Here is an 18,033-nt window from a genome sequence, read left to right on the forward strand (position 1 = left end):
TAACACAAAAAAACGTAACTCAGCTTTTTTTCAGGAATTTTATCTACTTTTTCCAAAATAAACAGGAGATAAAAAGTTAAATAAATATACCATTTTTAAAATTCCATGAAAGACAGAAAAACTAACTCTAATACTAATATTCTACTAACAAAAATATCAAGAACAAACTTGCGCAAGATAATTTATCTAGACTTTATCGACGCAGCTTTTATTTATAAGCAAAAGGGGTTACTTTAACACTGTTAAAAGATTAAACTATGGATCCAGAGAAAAGAGTTGCGGAAAAATATAAAGGAATCAGCATGGATGACGTAAATGTTGACAAACTTGAAAAAGATATCCGTGAAGTAGTGAAGGAAAGAAAATTAGGGCTTGTTCGTGAAATGCTTGCATCCATGGGCTCGGTACCCAAAGAAGTATATAACTTCCTCAAAAAAGTAAAAATAGACTAGATTTAAGCCTAATAAAATCAAGTTTTTAACAAAGACAAGCGCACTTTCTAGAAAGTGCGCTTGTCTTTGTTTGTGACGATATATTTCCTTATTTGCCTCCCCCTTTTTCCTTTAGAAAAATAACTTTCATAAGCTCTTCAAAATCCAAGGCTTTTGTGTAAAGCCTATCAGAATAGATATTGGCCATAAAACGGATATAACTTGGCTTATCGTCAATAAGCACATGTTCAATAATAATATTCCCATACACTTGATCTAGCAAGCCCGAGGATTCGTAGCTCTTTCTGGCAGGTGGCTTCAAATAGTATTTTTCTACAGTTTCCACATAATTTGGGCGGTCGTAGATTTTTCTGTCCGACACACACAACCTGTACCCGATGTTTAATACTTGATCTTTAAAATAATCGAACAAGTGTTGGAAATCGTGGGTAGTATAAAGTTGGTTGAACGTTATGGCAAACCCATTGGCATATTTTGATGAAAGTACATGCACCCACCAGTTTTTGGTGAGCTGTTGCTTCTTCAACTGATAGTTCTCATAAATTTCATAAAGAACAGACTTATAGGTAGATTGGTTGAGCCATTTAAAGTACCTACCTTTTTCGTTCATACTCCTGATGAGCGCTTCAGATACCAAAGGCTCTTTCGAAGTTGCTACCTCCGGCTCTGGAAACAATTGCTTAACTAATTTACTGAAGTAACTCATTAATTAAATACTGCTTAGTGAATAAAACTTGGCGAAAAATCTCTTTTCAGATACTACTCGCAACATTAATCAACCATCAAGTACCTAATTTTACAATTCAATTCAAAGTAAATGGTTCAAATAAATTAATAAAAAAAAGGCATCGCAATAAACACGATGCCTTCCTTAAAAATATTGTAATCAATTCCTTAGATAGAAATCCCCATAAACGACATAAACGCCAAGCCCATAAGACCTGTAATAATGAACGTTATACCCAATCCTCTTAAAGGGGCAGGTACATTTGAATATTTCATTTTCTCACGAATTGCTGCAAGAGCGATAATGGCTAATAACCATCCTATTCCAGATGAAAATCCAAAAACAGTTGCTTCTGAGAAAGAGTAGCCTCTTGGTACCATAAAAAGAGAAGAACCAAGAATAGCACAGTTTACAGCGATAAGTGGCAAGAAGATACCCAAAGAACCATAAAGAGCTGGTGAAAACTTCTCAATACTCATTTCTACAAGCTGAACCATTGCTGCAATAACTGCAATGAACATGATGTATTGCAGGAAGCTCAAATCAACTCTTGCAAATTGCTCCCCTACGCCAGGCAACCAACGCAAAGCGCCTTCTTTCAAAATTAATTCGTAGATCAACCAGTTTACAGGCACTGTGATTGTCAATACGAAAATCACTGCTATACCAAGCCCCATAGCAGTCGATACTTTCTTAGAAACGGCAAGGTAAGAACACATTCCCAAGAAGTAGGCAAATACCATGTTCTCGATGAAAATTGATTTTATTCCTAGGTTGAATAACTCTAACATGACCTAATGTTTTATTGATTGTAAATCTTATCTATTTCTTACTTCGGTTATTCTAATTATGCTCAACATAACCATTTCTCCATCTCTGTACCCATATAATGATACCGATAAGGATAAATGCACCTACCGGAGAGGTCATCAAACCGTTAGTTGGGAAGTTATCAATTCCAATAGCTTCAAACACTTTGAAATCGAACAATGACCCAGAACCTAGCAATTCCCTGAAGAAAGCTACTGCCAAGATCACCCAAGCATAACCAAATGAACTTCCAAAACCATCAAGTACCGAATCGTAAGGTTTATTTGCCATGGCAAACGCTTCCAAACGGCCCATTACTATACAGTTGGTTATAATAAGACCAACATATACACCTACTACTTTAGATACTTCATAAAGATAGGCTTTCAATATTTGGTCAACCAATACTACCAATGATGCAACAATGGCCAACTGAACAATGATCCTGATTCGCTGAGGAATAAGGTTCCTTATGGCAGAGATGATCAAGTTAGAGAAAACTACCACAAACATTACAGCGATGGACATTACCAAGGTAGGCTCTAGTTTGGCTGTTACCGCCAAGGCAGAACAAATACCCAATACCTGCACTGTAATGGGGTTATCGTCATCTAGAGGATCCGATACAATTTTCCTTCTTCTTTTGGAGAATAAGGCTTCGGACTGTTTTTGAACCTTTACTTCCGTATCTAGGGCTTCTGTACTCATTTCAGATTCGAGATTTAGGATTAATTATTTTAATATCTTAAAAATGGGAAAACCAAGATTAAGAAGCTTACTTCAAGCTCTTAAAGAATGAGGTATAATAGCTCATATAGTTTGTCACCATGTCGTTCACACCTTTACCAGTAATGGTTGCACCTGACATGCCATCCACTTCGTGTTCGCCAAGACCTGTGTGGTTTTCACCTTTCACCATCATTACAGACTTAAGCTCTCCACTTACGTCAAAAAGCTTTTTTCCTTGGTAGCGCTGCTGCACCTCTGCCGTGGTGATTCTTGCACCCAAACCAGGAGTTTCACCTACGTGGTCAAAAGAAACACCAGCTACTGTATTTAGGTCAGATTGTACTGAGATATATCCCCAGATGTCATTCCAAAGCCCTGATCCGTACATTGGCAAAATATAAGCCTCTACCTTGTTTGGGTCAGACTCGCTCATGTATTTGAACACAGGAAAAGTTCTTTCTTCAGAAGCTTTACTGTATTCGTTTTTGATATTAACTTTATCAGGAGTTACAGAATCACCAAATTTATCTTTTGGCTCAATTTCCTCTCCATCTATATTCACCGCTACCGCTTTGATCCTATTGTTATAAATAACCTCAAGCTCACTTTTAGCCACTCCTTCAGTTTTCATAACTGCACTGAGGATTTGCTTTTTAGTTTCTAGCTCAACCTCTCTCTGCTGCCTATCTTTTAAAGATACAGCTACAAATGCCAGTAGGCCACCTAATACTACCGTCAAGATAGCAGAAAAACCAATGATATATCCGTTAGACTGTTGCACGTTGTAACCTCCTTTTTTTGTTTGCTTGAATTACGTAAAAATCAATTAGTGGAGCGAAGACGTTCATAAGTAGAACTGCCAACATAATTCCTTCTGGGTATGCAGGGTTAAACACCCTTATAATTACGGTAAGCATACCGATCATAATACCATAAATCCACTTGCCAGTTGCTGTTTGTGTACAAGTAACTGGATCAGTTGCCATAAATACAGCACCGAAAGCCAAACCTCCAATCACTAGGTGATAGTGGGCAGGAATTTTCATAAATTCATTAGCACTGATGAGGTTGAAAAGCAAGCCCATCAAATAAGCGCCAACAAACACACTGAATATAACTCTTCCACTTGCCACTCTTGTAAGAACCAAGACCGCTGCACCTATCAAGCACATCAACACAGATGTTTCACCAATTGAACCTGGTATAAAACCCATAAATAGATTTGGGAGGTCGTACATTCCGGCAGCCCAAGACGACGTAGCTTCTGTTACAGCCTGAGCAACTGGTATTCCTTCGGAGCTAGCTGTTGCAGCCAACCCTAGGAAAGTAGCTCCTGAAAAACCTTCAACGGTCGAAGCATCTCCTAAATAAGTCCATATTTCACCAGAGATTTCTGTAGGGTAGGCAAAGTATAAGAATGCTCTAGCAGTCATTGCCACGTTCAATATATTCATCCCTGTTCCACCAAATACTTCCTTACCGATCACTACGGCAAAAATGGCCGCTAAAGCAACTTGCCAAAGCGGGATAGTAGCAGGAACAATCAATGGAATAAGCAAACCAGTCACCAAGAAGCCCTCATTAATTGGGTGCTTTCTTATAAGACCAAATGCAACTTCAACCAAACCTCCTGCTGTGTAGGAAACTAAGATAATAGGAATAACTTGGATAAGCCCCACTGTCATCATATCCACTGCTGAGGCATCAGCCTGACCAAGAGCCAAATAGTGCTGATAACCTACATTGTAGATACCAAATAGCAGACATGGCACCAAAGCTACCACTACAGTGATCATCAACCTTTTCAAATCGATAGCATCTCTGATTTGTGCACCTTTTTTACCTGCAACTGTAGGCGGGGTAAAAAGAAAAGTCTCACCAGCTTCGAATAAGTAGTGAAGCTTTTCAAGCTTCCCTCCCTTCTCGAACATAGGCTTTTGCTTATTTAATAAATCCTCGAGGAACTTCATGTTTATTTTTTATTAACTAAACTATATTTTCTTGATTGAATAGTTTCGATTATACTTCACGCATTAGCTCGATGCCCTGACGAACTATCTTTTGGACTTCGTGCTTGGAAACATCTACAAATTCGCAAAGAGCCAAATCTTCTTCAGCTACTTCATAAATACCTAGTGCTTCCATTTCATCATAATCTTCAGCCATTATAGCTTTGATCAGGTGCGTAGGCAAAATATCCATTGGAACTACCTTTTCGAAAGAACCTGACACTACAAATGCCCTTTCTTCACCATTCAAGCTCGAATCCAACTTGTATTCTTTGCTAGAGCTGTTCATAAACGAAAGCAGACCGATAGCCCTGTGCATACTCAATCTATTCTTGATAGGGCTTAACCAACCTCCCCCAAAAATAAACCTTGGCTTATCACCTTCGGGAATTACGCTCAACAAATGATCGTAAAAACCTATGTATCCATCTGTATCTATTTTTTCTCCTGAAAGCACATTCCCAGAGATAACCCTTACATGGTCGCTGTTCAAGTTATTTTCCAAGAAACCTTCCACACAAGCTCCAGTATAAGTCTTGTAGTATTGAGGAGCTTTCACTTCAGAACCTGCTACCGCAATAATCTTTGAAGCATCGTAAACTCCTTCGGCGAATAATTTACCCAACTGGATCACACCAAATGGGTTTATCGTCCAAGCCACCTCTCCTTTATTGATAGGGTCAAGGTGGTGGATTTGAACACCTACGTTTCCTACAGGATGCTTTCCGCTGAATTTATTAACCGTGATGCTTTTAGGAGCGATAAACAACTGGCTCACTTCCGCTTGACCATCTATATTTACATGAACAGGCCCAGAAGTCAGTTTCGAAAGAATTTCAACACCTAGCTCGAAATGCCTTCCCTGCTCTTTGAAGATAAAATCGTAATCTGGAGCGAGTGGACTAGAATCGAAAGCAGAGATAAATATTGCTTTAGGGGTATCTTCTGGGTTGGCAACTACAGCGAACGGACGCTGAATAATGTTTGGCCATACACCTCCTTTCAACATGATATCCTTTATCTCAGCAGGTTTTAGATTAGCTATATCAGAAACCGAGTATTTCGGGAATTCTTCGTAGCTCATTTCGCCATCAGCTTTGATAATGATTTCCAAAAGCTTGCGCTTGTCCCCACGTTTGATCTCCACTATCTCGCCACTTACAGGCGATGCATACTGAACATCAGGAACTTTTTTGTCAACCATGATTGGAGTACCCGCCTTCACTTTTTCGCCTTCTTTCAACAAAACCTTTGGTCTTTCCATTGCTGGAAAGTCTGTTGGTTTAATCGCATAAGTTTTGGCTTGTCCGGCATTCCCAATCTTTTTCTCTGCCTTACCAGCCAAATTGATCGTAAAACCCTTATTTAGTTTGATGCTTTTCGACATTTTCTTAGCCTAATACTTTGAGTTATTTATTTTGCCCTGCGAAATTATGAAAATACTATATTATTAAAAACTTCAAGCCTACTTTAGACTAATAATTAATTGTTTTTTTTCAAAACCACCTGTGAATACTAGGTGTTCTAACATTCTAGCACTTTTTTATATGGTTTACACTGTGCTTTGAAGATCAGCCCTTTGCACCTTTTTCTTCCCTCCAAAAAAGCCAAAATATGCCTACCCTAGACCAATCGAAAAAGAAAAGGTAACAAAAGACCCATGGGTTCACAAAAGAGCCTACCCCAACGGTTAAAACCGTCCCGATATGAAACATAGCCCCAAATGGCAAATAAAAATACCGAAGGCGGGGAAAGACCAAGATGACAGGAAAAGTAAGTTGGAGGGCAACCGCACCCATCGCCATCAGGGGATTTAACAAGCTGTTCAGAAAAGAATTTTCTCCATAAGAAGTCCCATGCGATTGGGCATAATGTAAAATACTGCTTCCATCCAGCCAATCAACTCCCGAAGTCAGCACTTTTTCCAACCCGGCAAAGAAATAGGCAAACACTATGGCAAGCTGGATCAGTTTCAATGCCCATCCCTCTTGTATCTTCTCCCCACTTGCTACAGCTTTCTTTTGTTGAAAAAAAAGAAAGGGCATGAGCATAGCAGCGTAACCAAACGCAGCATAAGCATGACTGATTTTCTCGAAGCTTTGCAAATATCCGTGGAACAGGAAAAACAGCCCCGCCGCTACAGAGGAACTTACCCACGATTTTATATCTAAAAATGTAAGCAAAATTGCCAGCCAGTAAACCACCCACCATACCTTTATATATATGGGTGAAGGATAGGGCAAATGGAGTAGCTTGAAAAGCAACACAGGTTTGTAAAAAGCCGAAGCAGCTCCATATTCATTTAAGTAGGTGTACCAATCGAACGTAAACCCCAACATTGCCAAGAAAAAAACTATCCTCAAAAAATGGACATTGGCAACCGAAGTATCCCCATTCCACCACTTGCCCGCCTTTTTCTTTAAAGAAGGAAACTTTTGAGGGAGGTAGAAGAACAAAGCCAAAAGCAGGGCTGACAAATTGAACCGCCAACAGACCTGTTCAGCTTTTTGGATGAAAAACTCAGCGGGAAAGCGATGCCGCTCCACTTCGAACCGTGGATAGGCAACATGCACCAATTTCGAAAGCAAACTATCAGAACCCGACCCATCGAACAAGCTGGGCAGGGCTGGATAAATCAGGAAAAAAAATACCAAGTCAAAAAGAAAGGCTGCGCCCAAGATGAGCAATAGCCATTGGTTGTGCTTAAAAAATCTCATGGCAAACTAATTGAATCGAGCGTATCGGCAGGTTGGAAATCTTGTTGGCGCAAATGCACAAGCGTCCAGTTGTTGGTCTCGCCCTCGTACAAGCCGCTCACCACCTCCAGCAACTTCTCCCCTTCCCCTCGGTAATAATAATTCCGCTTGAGGTACTCGAAACTACGGGCGTTCAGCCCCACATCAGGTGCATAAAAAAGTTGCAACTCCCCTTCCCCATCCTTATACGTGATTTCAAACTTCTCTTCAAACGCTTCCCCTTTCACCGGCTCGGCAAACATCCCAAACCGATAGAACGGGAACAAGGTACGCATAAAAATAAACGGGACAAGAAAACCCGCTACCATCACAGCAACTACTATTTTTCGGGCGATCATGCCGATAGGTTTTGGTTTGTGGAAAAGTAAATAAAAAGGAAGAGAATTTGAACTTTGTGCTAATTTAGAATTCAGATCAGTTGGAGTTTTATAAATTCTGCGACTTGACAGAAAGTAGAGCTAGCTCAAAAGAATTTATCACTGAAAGCTGATTCTGGGAATACTTCGATACAAATTTAAAACACTACATTTTTTAACCAATGAGCTACGAGATTCACATAGGGCGCTTCTCTGAAGATTTAGAAGAAGAAGTATCTATCGTTACAAAAGAATGGATTGAAAGTACTGAAATAATTGAAGATATTCAATACAATCAACTTGGGCATCAGGAGTTAATAGAAGCATTCTCAGAACAACTCAACAAATGGATACCTATATTTTGGTTAACTAAGAGAGGTGGGTCAATGCGAGCTTCTGCTTTTTTTAATAATCCAATTTGCTATGAAAAAGCAATTGAAATCGCCCAACATTTTCAAGCATTCATTTATGGGGACGAAGGTGAAATCTATTTCCTTCCTGAATATGGCATCGTATATGACGACGTTGAAAAAATTAACCCATCAATCACTCTTGATGAATTGATAAAATATAGAGACGTATGTGGCAACGACTATCAAAAAATAATAGATGTATTGGAAAGTAGAACACTAACTCATTCAGCTTCAACTGAAGTTAAGCGTCCTAAAAACAAAACGAAGTTGAACACGCAAACCTTTTGGATATTTTTCATTCCCTTCTTATTCATCCTTTACCTATTCTTCCGACTAATAAAACTCTTTTTATAATGCAAAAACTAAACTCAATCTACAAAGACTTTACCTCTATAAAAGGAGTCGCCCTATTGGTTTATGCAGTGGTTGTATATGCAGACCTGATTGTTTATTCAAGAAGCTTTTCCTACGTCATCACGGCTGAAGCTGTTCTTTTTGGGATGTACCTTGCTGCCATCAATAATGAGCGACCTTTCCGTATTTGTACTTGGCAGATCATGTTTAGTGTAGGGCAGATTGCGCTTTTCCTCTTTCTCCTTTATTTCTTCAACGACTACCGCGGCTATTACAGCAATTTTATGACAATCAAATTCTGGGGAGGAATCCAAGTAGTCTTTTTAGGACTTTTTTACCTATTCATGCTCCAACAGAATAAAAAGACGCTCATCATTTTCATCTCCCTGCTGCTTGGTGCTGTAGCCATTTCCGCTTTCTCCATAGCCAATGAAACAATCTACGGAAACAACAGGCATTTATACCTTCCTCTCACTGGCTTTGGACTACTATACTGCGCTACGGCGTACTTTTTTGGGCGGCTGTCTAAATCAGAATTGGAAACGGAGGAATAATTCTACCAACTGCCAGAAATCACAAATCCGTATTGTACAAAGTACTTAACCCTTAAAAACACAAAAAAACCTCAAGCCATCGCTTGAGGTTTACATATCTTCGATTTCTTATAAGAATTCTAGTTCGCTTCCGCAGTGCTTTTCAACTCACCTTTCTCGTATTTCTCTGTTTTCAAAAGCTTGCCTTCCTCGTCAAAATACTGCCAGTCTCCCCACTTCTTTTCCCCATACATCTTGCCTTGGCTTTCCACTTGCCCCGACTCGTAGTAGTTTTTTACTATCCCATACACCACTCCCTTATTAGTATAAGGCACTTCCGACTTCAACTTGCCCGATTCGTGGTAATGTTTGCTCACACCTCTGATCTTCCCTTTGTAAAACAACTCTTCCAGCTTCACCACCCCGTTTTCGTGGTATTGCTTTTTCACCCCTTCCAATACGCCCTCTGCATAAGGCTCTTCCATTTTCACGTTGCCATTTTCGTGGTAATATTTCCACGTACCAAAAGGCAGCTTTTCCTTAATTTCCTTTTCAGACTCAACCTTTCCGCTTTTATAATACGTCTTTGCCTTGTAGTCAATCTCTCCATTTTTGTAGTTGTACAACTGCTGCACCTCACCGCTCTCGTAGTAATCGTAGTTTGTGCCTACTTTCTTGCCTTCGTTGTACGTATAGCGATGCTTTACTTCTCCGCTAGGATAATAGCCAATATTTTCTCCTTGCATCACCCCATTGAGCATCGTTCCTTCCAGCGCAAGCGCACCGCTGCGGTCATAGCGCTTGAAAGAGCTTTTAGAAGAACCACCTATCGTTTTAAGCGCTGTTTCCAGCTGTCCATTGTCAAAATAGCTTTCGTAGTTCCCGTTCATTTTCCCCTCCACAAACTGTGCTTTGGTTTTCAACTGCCCGCTCGGATAATACGTAAGCACCAAACCATGCTCTACTCCGCTCACATAATCCGTCTCTTCCATCAGTTTTCCATCAGGATAGTATTTCTTAGTTTTTCCATCCAAAGAATCCGCTTTGAAACTGCTTTCTGTACTTACTTTTTCATCGGCAAAATAGATGTAGAAAACCCCTTCTTTCTTATCGTCAACATAACTTCCTTTCTGCGTCACTTTTCCGTCTTCCGTATAGGTAATCACTTCTCCATGGCGCTTGTCGTCCATAAACTCATGCACCGACATCAACTTGCCACTTGGGTAATATTGCTTCATTTGCCCTTGCCTCAATCCATTTTCAAAGTTCACTTCCGACTCCACCGAACCATCTTCGTAATATTTCATCATTTTCCCTTCAATCTTCCCCTTCACGTACGTACAAGTCACCAACTCACCGCCGTTGATGTTATATTTCTTATAATCACCAATAATTTTCCCGTTGTCATACGAGTATTCCACCTTCACGTTTCCATTCTCAAAATACTCCTTGTACACACCGTCTTTTATTCCATCCTTATAGTTCGCCTCCACTTCTAGGCTGTGCGAACTGGCATAGTACTGCTTGTACAAACCATCTATTCTATTGCTATCTTCGCCCTTTATATAGTACTCCGCTTTGAGTACATTCGGGTCATGATAGACCAATACTTTCTGGAGGTCTTGCGAAAATGCGGAAAATTGGATACAGGCTAATGAAAAAAGAACCGAAAATCTAATCATTATACATTGGTTTAGTGATCGATATAATAATATCTATAAAAAAACAGGAAGGTTTGTAAAATACAAGCTCACACAATGAGGCGGGCTTCTGAAGTTTAGTTTTCAATATTCATACCTAAAATGGTAAGCTTGAAAACAAAGTGAAAGCCCATTTTAGATAGAAGTTTGATAGTCAGTAATATAAAAATATCTCAACGGATATTTTGGTTGGAAAAATCACTCACTTATGTCATATCTCAACATAAATAACAAACGGCTTAGTTTCGAAGAACTCAAAAAACTGCCACTTGGCGCAGAGAGCGACTTTGAAACTAAAACACTCAAATACTGCAAAAATTGGTTGCTAGGTAAGAAAGAATTCGAAATTTCTACCTCAGGTTCTACGGGAACACCCAAAATCATCAAACTCCAACGAGCACAAATGGAAGCCTCCGCCCACATGACCATCCAGACTTTTGGGCTTGATGCAAATGACCATTTGCTCGTTAACCTCCACCCAAGTTTCATAGCAGGGCTGATGATGTTGGTACGAGGGCTGGAAAGCCGTGCAGAAATTACCGTGATAGAGCCTACTGCAAATCCATTGGAAAACTTCTCCCCAGAGGCATCCTTTTCCTTCCTTGCCCTCGTCCCGATGCAGCTCCAAAACATCATTTCCAACCCTCAAACAAAAACCATTTTTGAAAAGGCAAAAGCAGCCATCATTGGCGGGGCAGCCGTTGGGTCAAGTTTGATGAAAGAAATCAAAAACCTAAAGCCTGCCCTCTACAGCACCTACGGCATGACCGAAACCGTCACCCACATTGCTATAAAGCGAATAAACGGAACACAGCCCGACCAATATTTCCAAGCCCTACCTGGCATTCAACTTTCGCAAGACAAGGAAAGCTGTCTTTGCATAAAAGGAAAAGTCACAAGTGGAGAAACCATCGTCACCAACGATGTGGTGGAGCTTTTTGAAGGTACAAAATTCAATTGGACTGGCAGGCGTGACAACATCATCAACTCAGGTGGGATCAAAATCCAGCTGGAAAAAGTGGAAGCCGAAGCAGAGTCGATTTTGGCAAAACTTGGCTATGAAGGAAAACCCGTCGCACTCGCTATGCCCGATGAAAAACTTGGGGAAAAACTGGTGCTGGCAATTGAGCAAAAAAAAGAAGCGCTAGACCTCGAACAATTCAAAACGCAATTGAAAGAAGCCCTTCCCTCCTACCATTCCCCGAAAGAATATTTCTTTGTAGATCAAATTCCACTAACGCCTACGCAGAAGGTGGATAGGATTGGGTTGAGGAAAACACTTAGAAAAAACAGACAGCAATTGAATAGATTTGGATAAATACAGACTCCTCAAAGCTTTTACTGTTAAATTGATTAACTTTCTGTAGACAATACATGTATTCAAATAGAAGCTGCTCTCATAAATAAATTTCGTATGAAAAAAATCATATTATTGAATCTAATGCTACTTATTAGTTTGGTATCCCTCAGTCAAACCTTAAAGCAAAATGAAATAGATGAGTTTACTAATAACTCTATTAAAAGAACTTCATGGGAAACATTAAATATGACAATGAAATTTGCTGCTTATTTTAGGCTTTCAAATATAAACGGCGAATCATATTTTGACCTTAAAATGATGATTGGATCAAAAGTTTTTTCTATCGATAAGAATCAAGAATTGATGATAAAGTTATCTGATGGAGAAATTGTAAAGCTCCCGAATTTAAAATTTGCAACAACATGTAAAGGGTGTGGAGCAAAAGGAATTTCTGGGAGTGGTGCTCAAGGCATTCAGGTTTCATATCCCATCACTAAAAATCAGATCGAGAAATTGAAAACTGGAAAAGGGAACAAAATTAGAATTTATACAAATGATGGATATGTAGAAAATGATATGAAGATGAATATCTACAAAAAAATTGTAAAAGCTTTAGCTCTTATTGAATAATACAACTTACTACCTATAAAAAATTAACGCCATTACTCCAAGTAACGGCGTTAATTCAGCTCTGGTTTTCACATAAACCTAAAACGGCAATTCGTCCTCAGGAGCTTCCGAAAAACTCATCCCCGTCATGTCATCTCCACCAGCAGAGCCTTGTGCAGGAGCAGCATCGGCACTTGGTGCTTGAGACCCACCGCCAGCTTTTTCTATCCTCCAAGCATCCAAGTTGGTGAAATAGGTAGTCGTTCCGTTTTTGGTATAAGGCCTGCCTTTTAGATTGAAATGTACGTTTACCTCATCGCCAGCACCCAATCCATCTAGCATGTTGCACTTATCTTGCACCGACTGAAACTTCACGAATTCCGCATAGTTCCCATCTTTTACCTCTATTACGAACTCTCTCTTTTTAAATCTTTCCGTCACCTGTACCGTATCGTATACCTCCACTATTTTCCCCTGAACCTGAAATGCCATGTTTTGTATATTTTTATATAAATGAAAATTAATTTTTGGCGAAATTACCAATTTCCTTGGCTTTATCTAGCCATCCCTATCGATTAATAATCAAATCCATTAATTTTCGATAAAGAACTAAAAAAACACGAAGCTTTTCCACAAATATGAATAATGAAATATGGGTAATGAGCTCGGCATTTGATACGCTAACGCTACCCGAAGTACTCGATAAAACAAAAGAAATAGGAGCGCAAGGTGTAGATCTGTGCGTATTCCGCAGGGATGGCCTTCGCCAAGACCATGTAGCCACCCACCTCGACTACGAGGACTTCAACTTAGAAGAAGCCAAAAAAACTCTTGAGCTTTTTAACCAACATCAACTCCATATTTCCATTGGGGCATTTGAAAACCTCATTGGCGGACCAGAAGCCGAGCGGATCAATAACCAAAACCACTTGCTCAGGCTCATACGCATGGCACACCTCATGGGCGGAACTGAAAATGACGTGACCGTGGGCACATTTGTAGGCTACAACCACGAGCTGGGCGTGCAAGACGGAGGCTTTGAAAAGAACCTAGAAGAATACCAAAAAGTCTTTACCCCCATCATCCAATATGCGGAAGACCTCGGGGTAAAAGTACTGTACGAAAACTGCCCGATGGAAGGCTGGCAAGCCGCTTCTTTCCCCACCACGTTTAACAATCTTTCTGGAGTATTGGCAGCCCGAAAGCTTATGTACGCCCTCATCCCGAGCAAAGCCCATGGGGAAATATACGATCCTTCTCACGACGTTTGGCAGCACACCAATCCATCGGAGGTAATCAGGGCGACCGACCCCGAGCGCCTGCACCGCATCCATGTAAAGGCGACAAGAAACCTCCAAAACAGCACCCGAACGCACTGGGGAGGCATGTATCCCGCCCAGCTCGTCAACAAGGAGCTTGCCCAGAAAGCAGGAGTACCCCTTTGCAACGGAGAATGGGACAGGCACAATTACGAAGCAATGCTACCAGGCTTTGGCGGCTCCGACAGCATGGACTGGCGAGACTTTGTAGACACCTTGAAGGAAAAAGGGTTTGAAGGTGTATTCGAAATAGAAAACGAGGCCATGCTCTCCAAAGGAACGGGCAACATGGGCGCAAACATCCAAGGCTTCAAAGCCACCGTAATGAACCTCGCTCCCATGCTCTGGAACTTGGGCGAAAATGGCTACGCCTTCGACCACTCTTCCTTCCGCGAACTCAAAGAAACTGTTTCAAAAGATATACCTTTGAAAAAAATGAAAGATTTAGTGTAATGAGTTGATGTGCTAATATGCTAATGAGGGGATAGAAAAATATAGAACTAGCAACTAGCACCCAGAAACAAGTAACTAGAACATGACCAAAGAAGAAATAGCAGAATGGTTTAAAGGCTTGCAAAACCGCATTTGCCACAGCCTAGAAACCACCGATGGAAAAGGAACATTCAAAGAAGACGCTTGGGACAGAGAAGGCGGCGGAGGCGGCAGAGCCCGCGTGATAGAAAACGGCAACATCATAGAAAAAGGTGGCGTGAATTTTTCAGCCGTTCATGGGCAAACTCCTGCCAAAATCACCCAAGCCTTAGGTGTACCCGAAAACTCAGAGTTCTTCGCCACGGGCGTTTCCATCGTGATGCACCCTCAAAGCCCGATGGTGCCCATCATCCACATGAATGTGCGCTACTTCGAGATGAGCAGCGGGCACAAATGGTTCGGCGGTGGCATCGACCTCACACCGCATTACATCGACCAAGCCGATGCCGAGCATTTCCATTCTCAGTTAAAAACCGTTTGCGACAAGCATCACGAAAGTTATTACCCCAAATTCAAACCTTGGGCAGACGAGTATTTCTACATCAAACACCGAAACGAAACCCGTGGCATTGGCGGAATATTTTTCGATAGGCTATCGGAAAGTGAAGAATTTAGTTTGGAACAACGATTTGCTTTTGTGAAAGACGTTGGGGAAGCTTTTGCCCCCATCTACACCCATTTCATGAAGAAAAACAGCCAACTCCCTTTTGAGAAAAAGCACAAAGAGTGGCAACGAATTAGGCGGGGACGCTACGTGGAATTCAATTTGGTATGGGACAAGGGAACAAAGTTTGGCTTGGACACCAACGGGCGTACAGAATCCATCTTGATGAGCCTCCCACCCCAAGCCAACTGGCTCTACAATCACCAGCCCGAAGTTGGTAGCGAAGAGGCGAAAACGCTAGCGCTTCTTCAAAAAGGGATTGATTGGGCTTGATCTGAGTCAACAAACGTCCGGGATGCTTTGAGCGCCCCGGACATTTGTTTTAAAACCCATCTAAAAAGTCTTCCTTCACTCCAACCCACCCTCAAATATATCAGCTCCTGAGCCTAAGCGTATTTTGCCATTTTCTATCCAAATATCGTCTCCTTGGTAAATGGGGGCTTTCTTTTTGAAGCTGACTTTTTTTCCATTCACTTTTGCCTTGGGTATCCGACCATGATGCTCGCCCTTAGGCCATTCGGGTTGCTCAAATGGTGGAGCAGTAGCCATTACCACAGGAACTTGCACGCCCCAACCTCCATCTACCATCGGCTCTATAAAAGTCCCGTCCACCCCAAACGTTACTTCTATTTTTTCTCTGTCCTGCGTTTCGTACAGAATCGTATGCTCATCTTTTTGTACCAACTGAGCTTTTGCATTCTGGGTAAATTCCTGTAAGCTGGCAAACCTATTTTTTTCAAAAGCTTCCATCACGAATCCGCAAAGCAAGCCCGCCTCAGCTTCATCTACGTACACAAACCGCTTCCCTTTTTCCATGATTTTTACATGAGGAGAGCTGTGCACAAAACTGATCAGCAGCCAAGCATTTTCAAGCCCAACATACAGCGCTGGCCCTACCATTTTAATCTCTGTCCTTGGCAAGTTTATGTAACTTGTATTTTTATTGATCACCTTTCCCCCAAAGCTCACCGCATCTTCCTTATTGGTCTCATGCGGGTACCTACTTTTAAAATCTCGCCCCCATTTTTTAGCCCACTTTTTTACCATATCTCTCATTTCCAAGACAATATGATCACCTTCATAAGGAGTTTGGGTAAGCTGAACCAGTATGTTTTTGTATTGAAAATGTTGCGTCCAAGGATTGCGGGTCTTTCCCGACCAATCATTGTAAAAACGACCGTTTCCACTGACCACATCGGGCATTGCCCCTTCTTTTTTCACTACCAATTTCCAATTCACCAGCTCAGAAGAAGCCTCCGTCCAGCCACCGTAAGGACTTTGCGCCGAACCTAAGGTAAATCCTTGTCCAACATAAAACTGCTGATTGACAAACCCTCTTTCTTCAAACAAGTAAGAGGGCTTTGCACCTTGGTAAAGCTTAGTGATCCCGATGTTTTTCTTGGCAATAGAAAGCAACTGTGAAGGAGGGCGATAACTGCTAGTGGCCGCATGCACTACATGAACATATTCACTACCCAACCAACCTTGCAACGGGGGGCTACCTCCTTCGGAAAACCAAAACCAGCAGAAGTAGGCAATTGCCCCATCATCTATTTTACCCACACCATTTCCTCTCATTTCCGCACCGCCATATGCCCCATAGCTGTAGTGCAAAGCCATTTCGGCAGCGTAATAATCAAGCACAGCCTTGGCTATTTTTTTGATTTCTTCCGACTTGGCAAAATCATACACATTCAACCAACCAATCAAACTATAACCCCCATATTTCCCCGAGTTCCATTCACCTGCACCATAGGTAAGCAGTTGTTCAGCCCAAGATTTCATCCAGCCTTCCATCTGCTCAAGCTTGCCTTCTGCTTGCGGAAACACATCGGGAAAAGCCATGGCTTCTTGGGCAAGAATATACCCACTTGTGCGGGACATACTTACCTCGCTTTCCGTCCCTTCACCCATCCAAGCATTGTAGCTATCCCTTCGTTCAAATACCTTTTTCAGCAGTTTTACTTTATTTTTTTTCAGAGAAGGCGCAGTGGGGTATTTCGACAGCAACCTAGCCATTCCTACCAAAGAAATCTGTTTGGGGTAATCCCCCACCCTTGCTGCTACCCATTCATTTCCCGCCTTGTCCTCCTCTCCATATTGCTCAAACCGCGCAATCACTTTTGACCAAAAATACCTTTCAATACTGGCAGCACTTTGGTTGGGCAGGCGATACTTATTGGCAACTTGTTCCAGAAGTATATCAGCCCTATTATCAATTTCTTGTTCATAAAGTTGCCCCTTGGCGCTTGCTATGCTCAAGCCCCCTAACAGCAAGAATATATATTTCAACATCATTGTCCTTTCTTAGTTTGAGGATGCATATTAGCTAAGATGTCGAAAAAAAACACTTTTCTGGCCTATGTAAAATCAACTTTCTTTACGTTCGATTTTCTCCTCCCCTTCGGGTACGGGAATGCTGTCTAATTCCAAGTACCAGTCGGCATGGGGCGAAAGTTGCGAACAGGCTGGGCATTGGGTCGTTTTGTGAACATGCCCACAAGCCGGGCATTTCCCATACGTATTAAAGGTATTCCAAACGTGCATACAGTGGCATTGCCAATAATCTCCTCCATCGGGCTCCCAAGTGCATTTGGGGCACATGATTTTTTCCTCTTTATTTTCTGACATTTTATGTTGGATAAGGTTGGTGTTAATCTCGAAGCGATTTAGCTTCTGAGAAGCCGTTTGGTTACTTAAGAAACATCCCCAAGCAACTTCTTACAGAAAAATAAAAAAAATATGCATCAAATCCGAGAATAATGGTTCGCTAACCTTCCACTGACACCTAACTTTATACAAAAATATAA

Annotated in this window: 19 protein-coding genes; 7 read left to right on the forward strand and 12 right to left on the reverse strand. The window is 41.3% G+C overall.

Annotated elements, in window-relative coordinates:
• Positions 1 to 257: 257 nt before the first annotated feature.
• Positions 258 to 452, forward strand: coding sequence for a hypothetical protein (locus R9C00_14665; protein ID WPO38701.1), 195 nt, complete (start codon positions 258 to 260; stop codon positions 450 to 452).
• A gap of 88 nt (positions 453 to 540) precedes the next feature.
• On the opposite strand, the gene R9C00_14670 is transcribed toward R9C00_14665, so the two are convergent.
• The 8 genes from R9C00_14670 to R9C00_14705 all read right to left on the reverse strand — a co-directional run bounded on the left by R9C00_14670 (position 541) and on the right by R9C00_14705 (position 7,821).
• Positions 541 to 1,158: a hypothetical protein gene (locus R9C00_14670; protein ID WPO38702.1), complete on the reverse strand. Its 618-nt coding sequence runs from the start codon at positions 1,156 to 1,158 to the stop codon at positions 541 to 543.
• Positions 1,159 to 1,346: 188 nt separating this feature from the next.
• Positions 1,347 to 1,970: an NADH:ubiquinone reductase (Na(+)-transporting) subunit E gene (gene nqrE, locus R9C00_14675; GenBank protein WPO38703.1), complete on the reverse strand. Its 624-nt coding sequence runs from the start codon at positions 1,968 to 1,970 to the stop codon at positions 1,347 to 1,349.
• Between the two features lie 52 nt (positions 1,971 to 2,022).
• Positions 2,023 to 2,697: an NADH:ubiquinone reductase (Na(+)-transporting) subunit D gene (locus R9C00_14680; protein WPO38704.1), complete on the reverse strand. Its 675-nt coding sequence runs from the start codon at positions 2,695 to 2,697 to the stop codon at positions 2,023 to 2,025.
• A gap of 67 nt (positions 2,698 to 2,764) precedes the next feature.
• Positions 2,765 to 3,499, reverse strand: coding sequence for an NADH:ubiquinone reductase (Na(+)-transporting) subunit C (gene nqrC, locus R9C00_14685; protein ID WPO38705.1), 735 nt, complete (start codon positions 3,497 to 3,499; stop codon positions 2,765 to 2,767).
• Entirely contained in the window at positions 3,486 to 4,688 is a 1,203-nt protein-coding gene (locus R9C00_14690) for an NADH:ubiquinone reductase (Na(+)-transporting) subunit B (GenBank protein WPO38706.1), read from the reverse strand. The genes nqrC and R9C00_14690 overlap by 14 nt, the downstream gene beginning before the upstream one ends.
• Before the next feature lie 49 nt (positions 4,689 to 4,737).
• Complete coding sequence (locus R9C00_14695) at positions 4,738 to 6,114, reverse strand: Na(+)-translocating NADH-quinone reductase subunit A (GenBank protein WPO38707.1); 1,377 nt, start codon at positions 6,112 to 6,114, stop codon at positions 4,738 to 4,740.
• A 184-nt stretch (positions 6,115 to 6,298) separates the two neighbouring features.
• On the reverse strand, positions 6,299 to 7,444 hold the full coding sequence (locus R9C00_14700) for a hypothetical protein (protein ID WPO38708.1): 1,146 nt from the start codon (positions 7,442 to 7,444) through the stop codon (positions 6,299 to 6,301).
• A complete protein-coding gene (locus R9C00_14705) occupies positions 7,441 to 7,821 on the reverse strand; it encodes a hypothetical protein (GenBank protein ID WPO38709.1) in 381 nt (126 codons plus the stop codon). The genes R9C00_14700 and R9C00_14705 overlap by 4 nt, the downstream gene beginning before the upstream one ends.
• A 200-nt stretch (positions 7,822 to 8,021) precedes the next feature.
• Between R9C00_14705 and R9C00_14710 the strand changes: the two genes are divergently transcribed.
• Together R9C00_14710 and R9C00_14715 are read left to right on the forward strand one after the other, a co-directional pair.
• Positions 8,022 to 8,606, forward strand: coding sequence for a hypothetical protein (locus tag R9C00_14710; GenBank protein WPO38710.1), 585 nt, complete (start codon positions 8,022 to 8,024; stop codon positions 8,604 to 8,606).
• On the forward strand, positions 8,606 to 9,160 hold the full coding sequence (locus R9C00_14715) for a hypothetical protein (protein WPO38711.1): 555 nt from the start codon (positions 8,606 to 8,608) through the stop codon (positions 9,158 to 9,160). Before R9C00_14710 ends, R9C00_14715 begins: the two co-directional genes overlap by 1 nt.
• A gap of 119 nt (positions 9,161 to 9,279) precedes the next feature.
• On the opposite strand, the gene R9C00_14720 is transcribed toward R9C00_14715, so the two are convergent.
• Positions 9,280 to 10,821, reverse strand: coding sequence for a toxin-antitoxin system YwqK family antitoxin (locus tag R9C00_14720; protein ID WPO38712.1), 1,542 nt, complete (start codon positions 10,819 to 10,821; stop codon positions 9,280 to 9,282).
• Positions 10,822 to 11,047: 226 nt separating this feature from the next.
• Here R9C00_14720 and R9C00_14725 point away from each other — a divergent pair, with 226 nt between their 5' ends.
• Positions 11,048 to 12,157: an AMP-binding protein gene (locus tag R9C00_14725; GenBank protein ID WPO38713.1), complete on the forward strand. Its 1,110-nt coding sequence runs from the start codon at positions 11,048 to 11,050 to the stop codon at positions 12,155 to 12,157.
• A 96-nt stretch (positions 12,158 to 12,253) separates the two neighbouring features.
• Positions 12,254 to 12,769: a hypothetical protein gene (locus R9C00_14730; GenBank protein ID WPO38714.1), complete on the forward strand. Its 516-nt coding sequence runs from the start codon at positions 12,254 to 12,256 to the stop codon at positions 12,767 to 12,769.
• A gap of 78 nt (positions 12,770 to 12,847) precedes the next feature.
• On the opposite strand, the gene R9C00_14735 is transcribed toward R9C00_14730, so the two are convergent.
• A complete protein-coding gene (locus R9C00_14735) occupies positions 12,848 to 13,240 on the reverse strand; it encodes a DUF3127 domain-containing protein (protein WPO38715.1) in 393 nt (130 codons plus the stop codon).
• A 146-nt stretch (positions 13,241 to 13,386) separates the two neighbouring features.
• Between R9C00_14735 and R9C00_14740 the strand changes: the two genes are divergently transcribed.
• Positions 13,387 to 14,520 (forward strand): sugar phosphate isomerase/epimerase, encoded by a 1,134-nt coding sequence (locus R9C00_14740; GenBank protein ID WPO38716.1) that lies wholly within the window; start codon positions 13,387 to 13,389, stop codon positions 14,518 to 14,520.
• Positions 14,521 to 14,602: 82 nt separating this feature from the next.
• Positions 14,603 to 15,496, forward strand: coding sequence for an oxygen-dependent coproporphyrinogen oxidase (gene hemF / locus R9C00_14745; protein ID WPO38717.1), 894 nt, complete (start codon positions 14,603 to 14,605; stop codon positions 15,494 to 15,496).
• Between the two features lie 75 nt (positions 15,497 to 15,571).
• Here hemF and R9C00_14750 read toward each other — a convergent pair whose 3' ends face one another.
• Together R9C00_14750 and R9C00_14755 are read right to left on the reverse strand one after the other, a co-directional pair.
• Entirely contained in the window at positions 15,572 to 17,521 is a 1,950-nt protein-coding gene (locus R9C00_14750; GenBank protein WPO38718.1) for a hypothetical protein, read from the reverse strand.
• Positions 17,522 to 17,593: 72 nt separating this feature from the next.
• Positions 17,594 to 17,854 carry a hypothetical protein gene (locus tag R9C00_14755; protein WPO38719.1) on the reverse strand — a complete coding sequence of 87 codons (261 nt, stop codon included), beginning with the start codon at positions 17,852 to 17,854 and terminating at the stop codon, positions 17,594 to 17,596.
• Positions 17,855 to 18,033: the final 179 nt, after the last annotated feature.

The sequence above is a fragment of the Flammeovirgaceae bacterium SG7u.111 genome (assembly GCA_034044135.1).
In the GTDB taxonomy this organism is placed as follows: domain Bacteria; phylum Bacteroidota; class Bacteroidia; order Cytophagales; family Flammeovirgaceae.

Excerpts from the sequence above, each read along its gene's own strand:
- R9C00_14740 (WPO38716.1), top strand. The coding sequence starts at position 13,387 with ATGAATAATGAAATATGGGTAATGAGCTCGGCATTTGATACGCTAACG.
- R9C00_14670 (WPO38702.1), bottom strand. The coding sequence starts at position 1,158 with ATGAGTTACTTCAGTAAATTAGTTAAGCAATTGTTTCCAGAGCCGGAG.
- hemF (WPO38717.1), top strand. The coding sequence starts at position 14,603 with ATGACCAAAGAAGAAATAGCAGAATGGTTTAAAGGCTTGCAAAACCGC.
- R9C00_14690 (WPO38706.1), bottom strand. The coding sequence starts at position 4,688 with ATGAAGTTCCTCGAGGATTTATTAAATAAGCAAAAGCCTATGTTCGAG.
- R9C00_14710 (WPO38710.1), top strand. The coding sequence starts at position 8,022 with ATGAGCTACGAGATTCACATAGGGCGCTTCTCTGAAGATTTAGAAGAA.
- R9C00_14665 (WPO38701.1), top strand. The coding sequence starts at position 258 with ATGGATCCAGAGAAAAGAGTTGCGGAAAAATATAAAGGAATCAGCATG.
- R9C00_14720 (WPO38712.1), bottom strand. The coding sequence starts at position 10,821 with ATGATTAGATTTTCGGTTCTTTTTTCATTAGCCTGTATCCAATTTTCC.
- R9C00_14725 (WPO38713.1), top strand. The coding sequence starts at position 11,048 with ATGTCATATCTCAACATAAATAACAAACGGCTTAGTTTCGAAGAACTC.
- R9C00_14735 (WPO38715.1), bottom strand. The coding sequence starts at position 13,240 with ATGGCATTTCAGGTTCAGGGGAAAATAGTGGAGGTATACGATACGGTA.
- R9C00_14715 (WPO38711.1), top strand. The coding sequence starts at position 8,606 with ATGCAAAAACTAAACTCAATCTACAAAGACTTTACCTCTATAAAAGGA.
- R9C00_14680 (WPO38704.1), bottom strand. The coding sequence starts at position 2,697 with ATGAGTACAGAAGCCCTAGATACGGAAGTAAAGGTTCAAAAACAGTCC.
- R9C00_14750 (WPO38718.1), bottom strand. The coding sequence starts at position 17,521 with ATGATGTTGAAATATATATTCTTGCTGTTAGGGGGCTTGAGCATAGCA.
- R9C00_14730 (WPO38714.1), top strand. The coding sequence starts at position 12,254 with ATGAAAAAAATCATATTATTGAATCTAATGCTACTTATTAGTTTGGTA.
- R9C00_14695 (WPO38707.1), bottom strand. The coding sequence starts at position 6,114 with ATGTCGAAAAGCATCAAACTAAATAAGGGTTTTACGATCAATTTGGCT.
- nqrE (WPO38703.1), bottom strand. The coding sequence starts at position 1,970 with ATGTTAGAGTTATTCAACCTAGGAATAAAATCAATTTTCATCGAGAAC.
- R9C00_14755 (WPO38719.1), bottom strand. The coding sequence starts at position 17,854 with ATGTCAGAAAATAAAGAGGAAAAAATCATGTGCCCCAAATGCACTTGG.
- R9C00_14700 (WPO38708.1), bottom strand. The coding sequence starts at position 7,444 with ATGAGATTTTTTAAGCACAACCAATGGCTATTGCTCATCTTGGGCGCA.
- R9C00_14705 (WPO38709.1), bottom strand. The coding sequence starts at position 7,821 with ATGATCGCCCGAAAAATAGTAGTTGCTGTGATGGTAGCGGGTTTTCTT.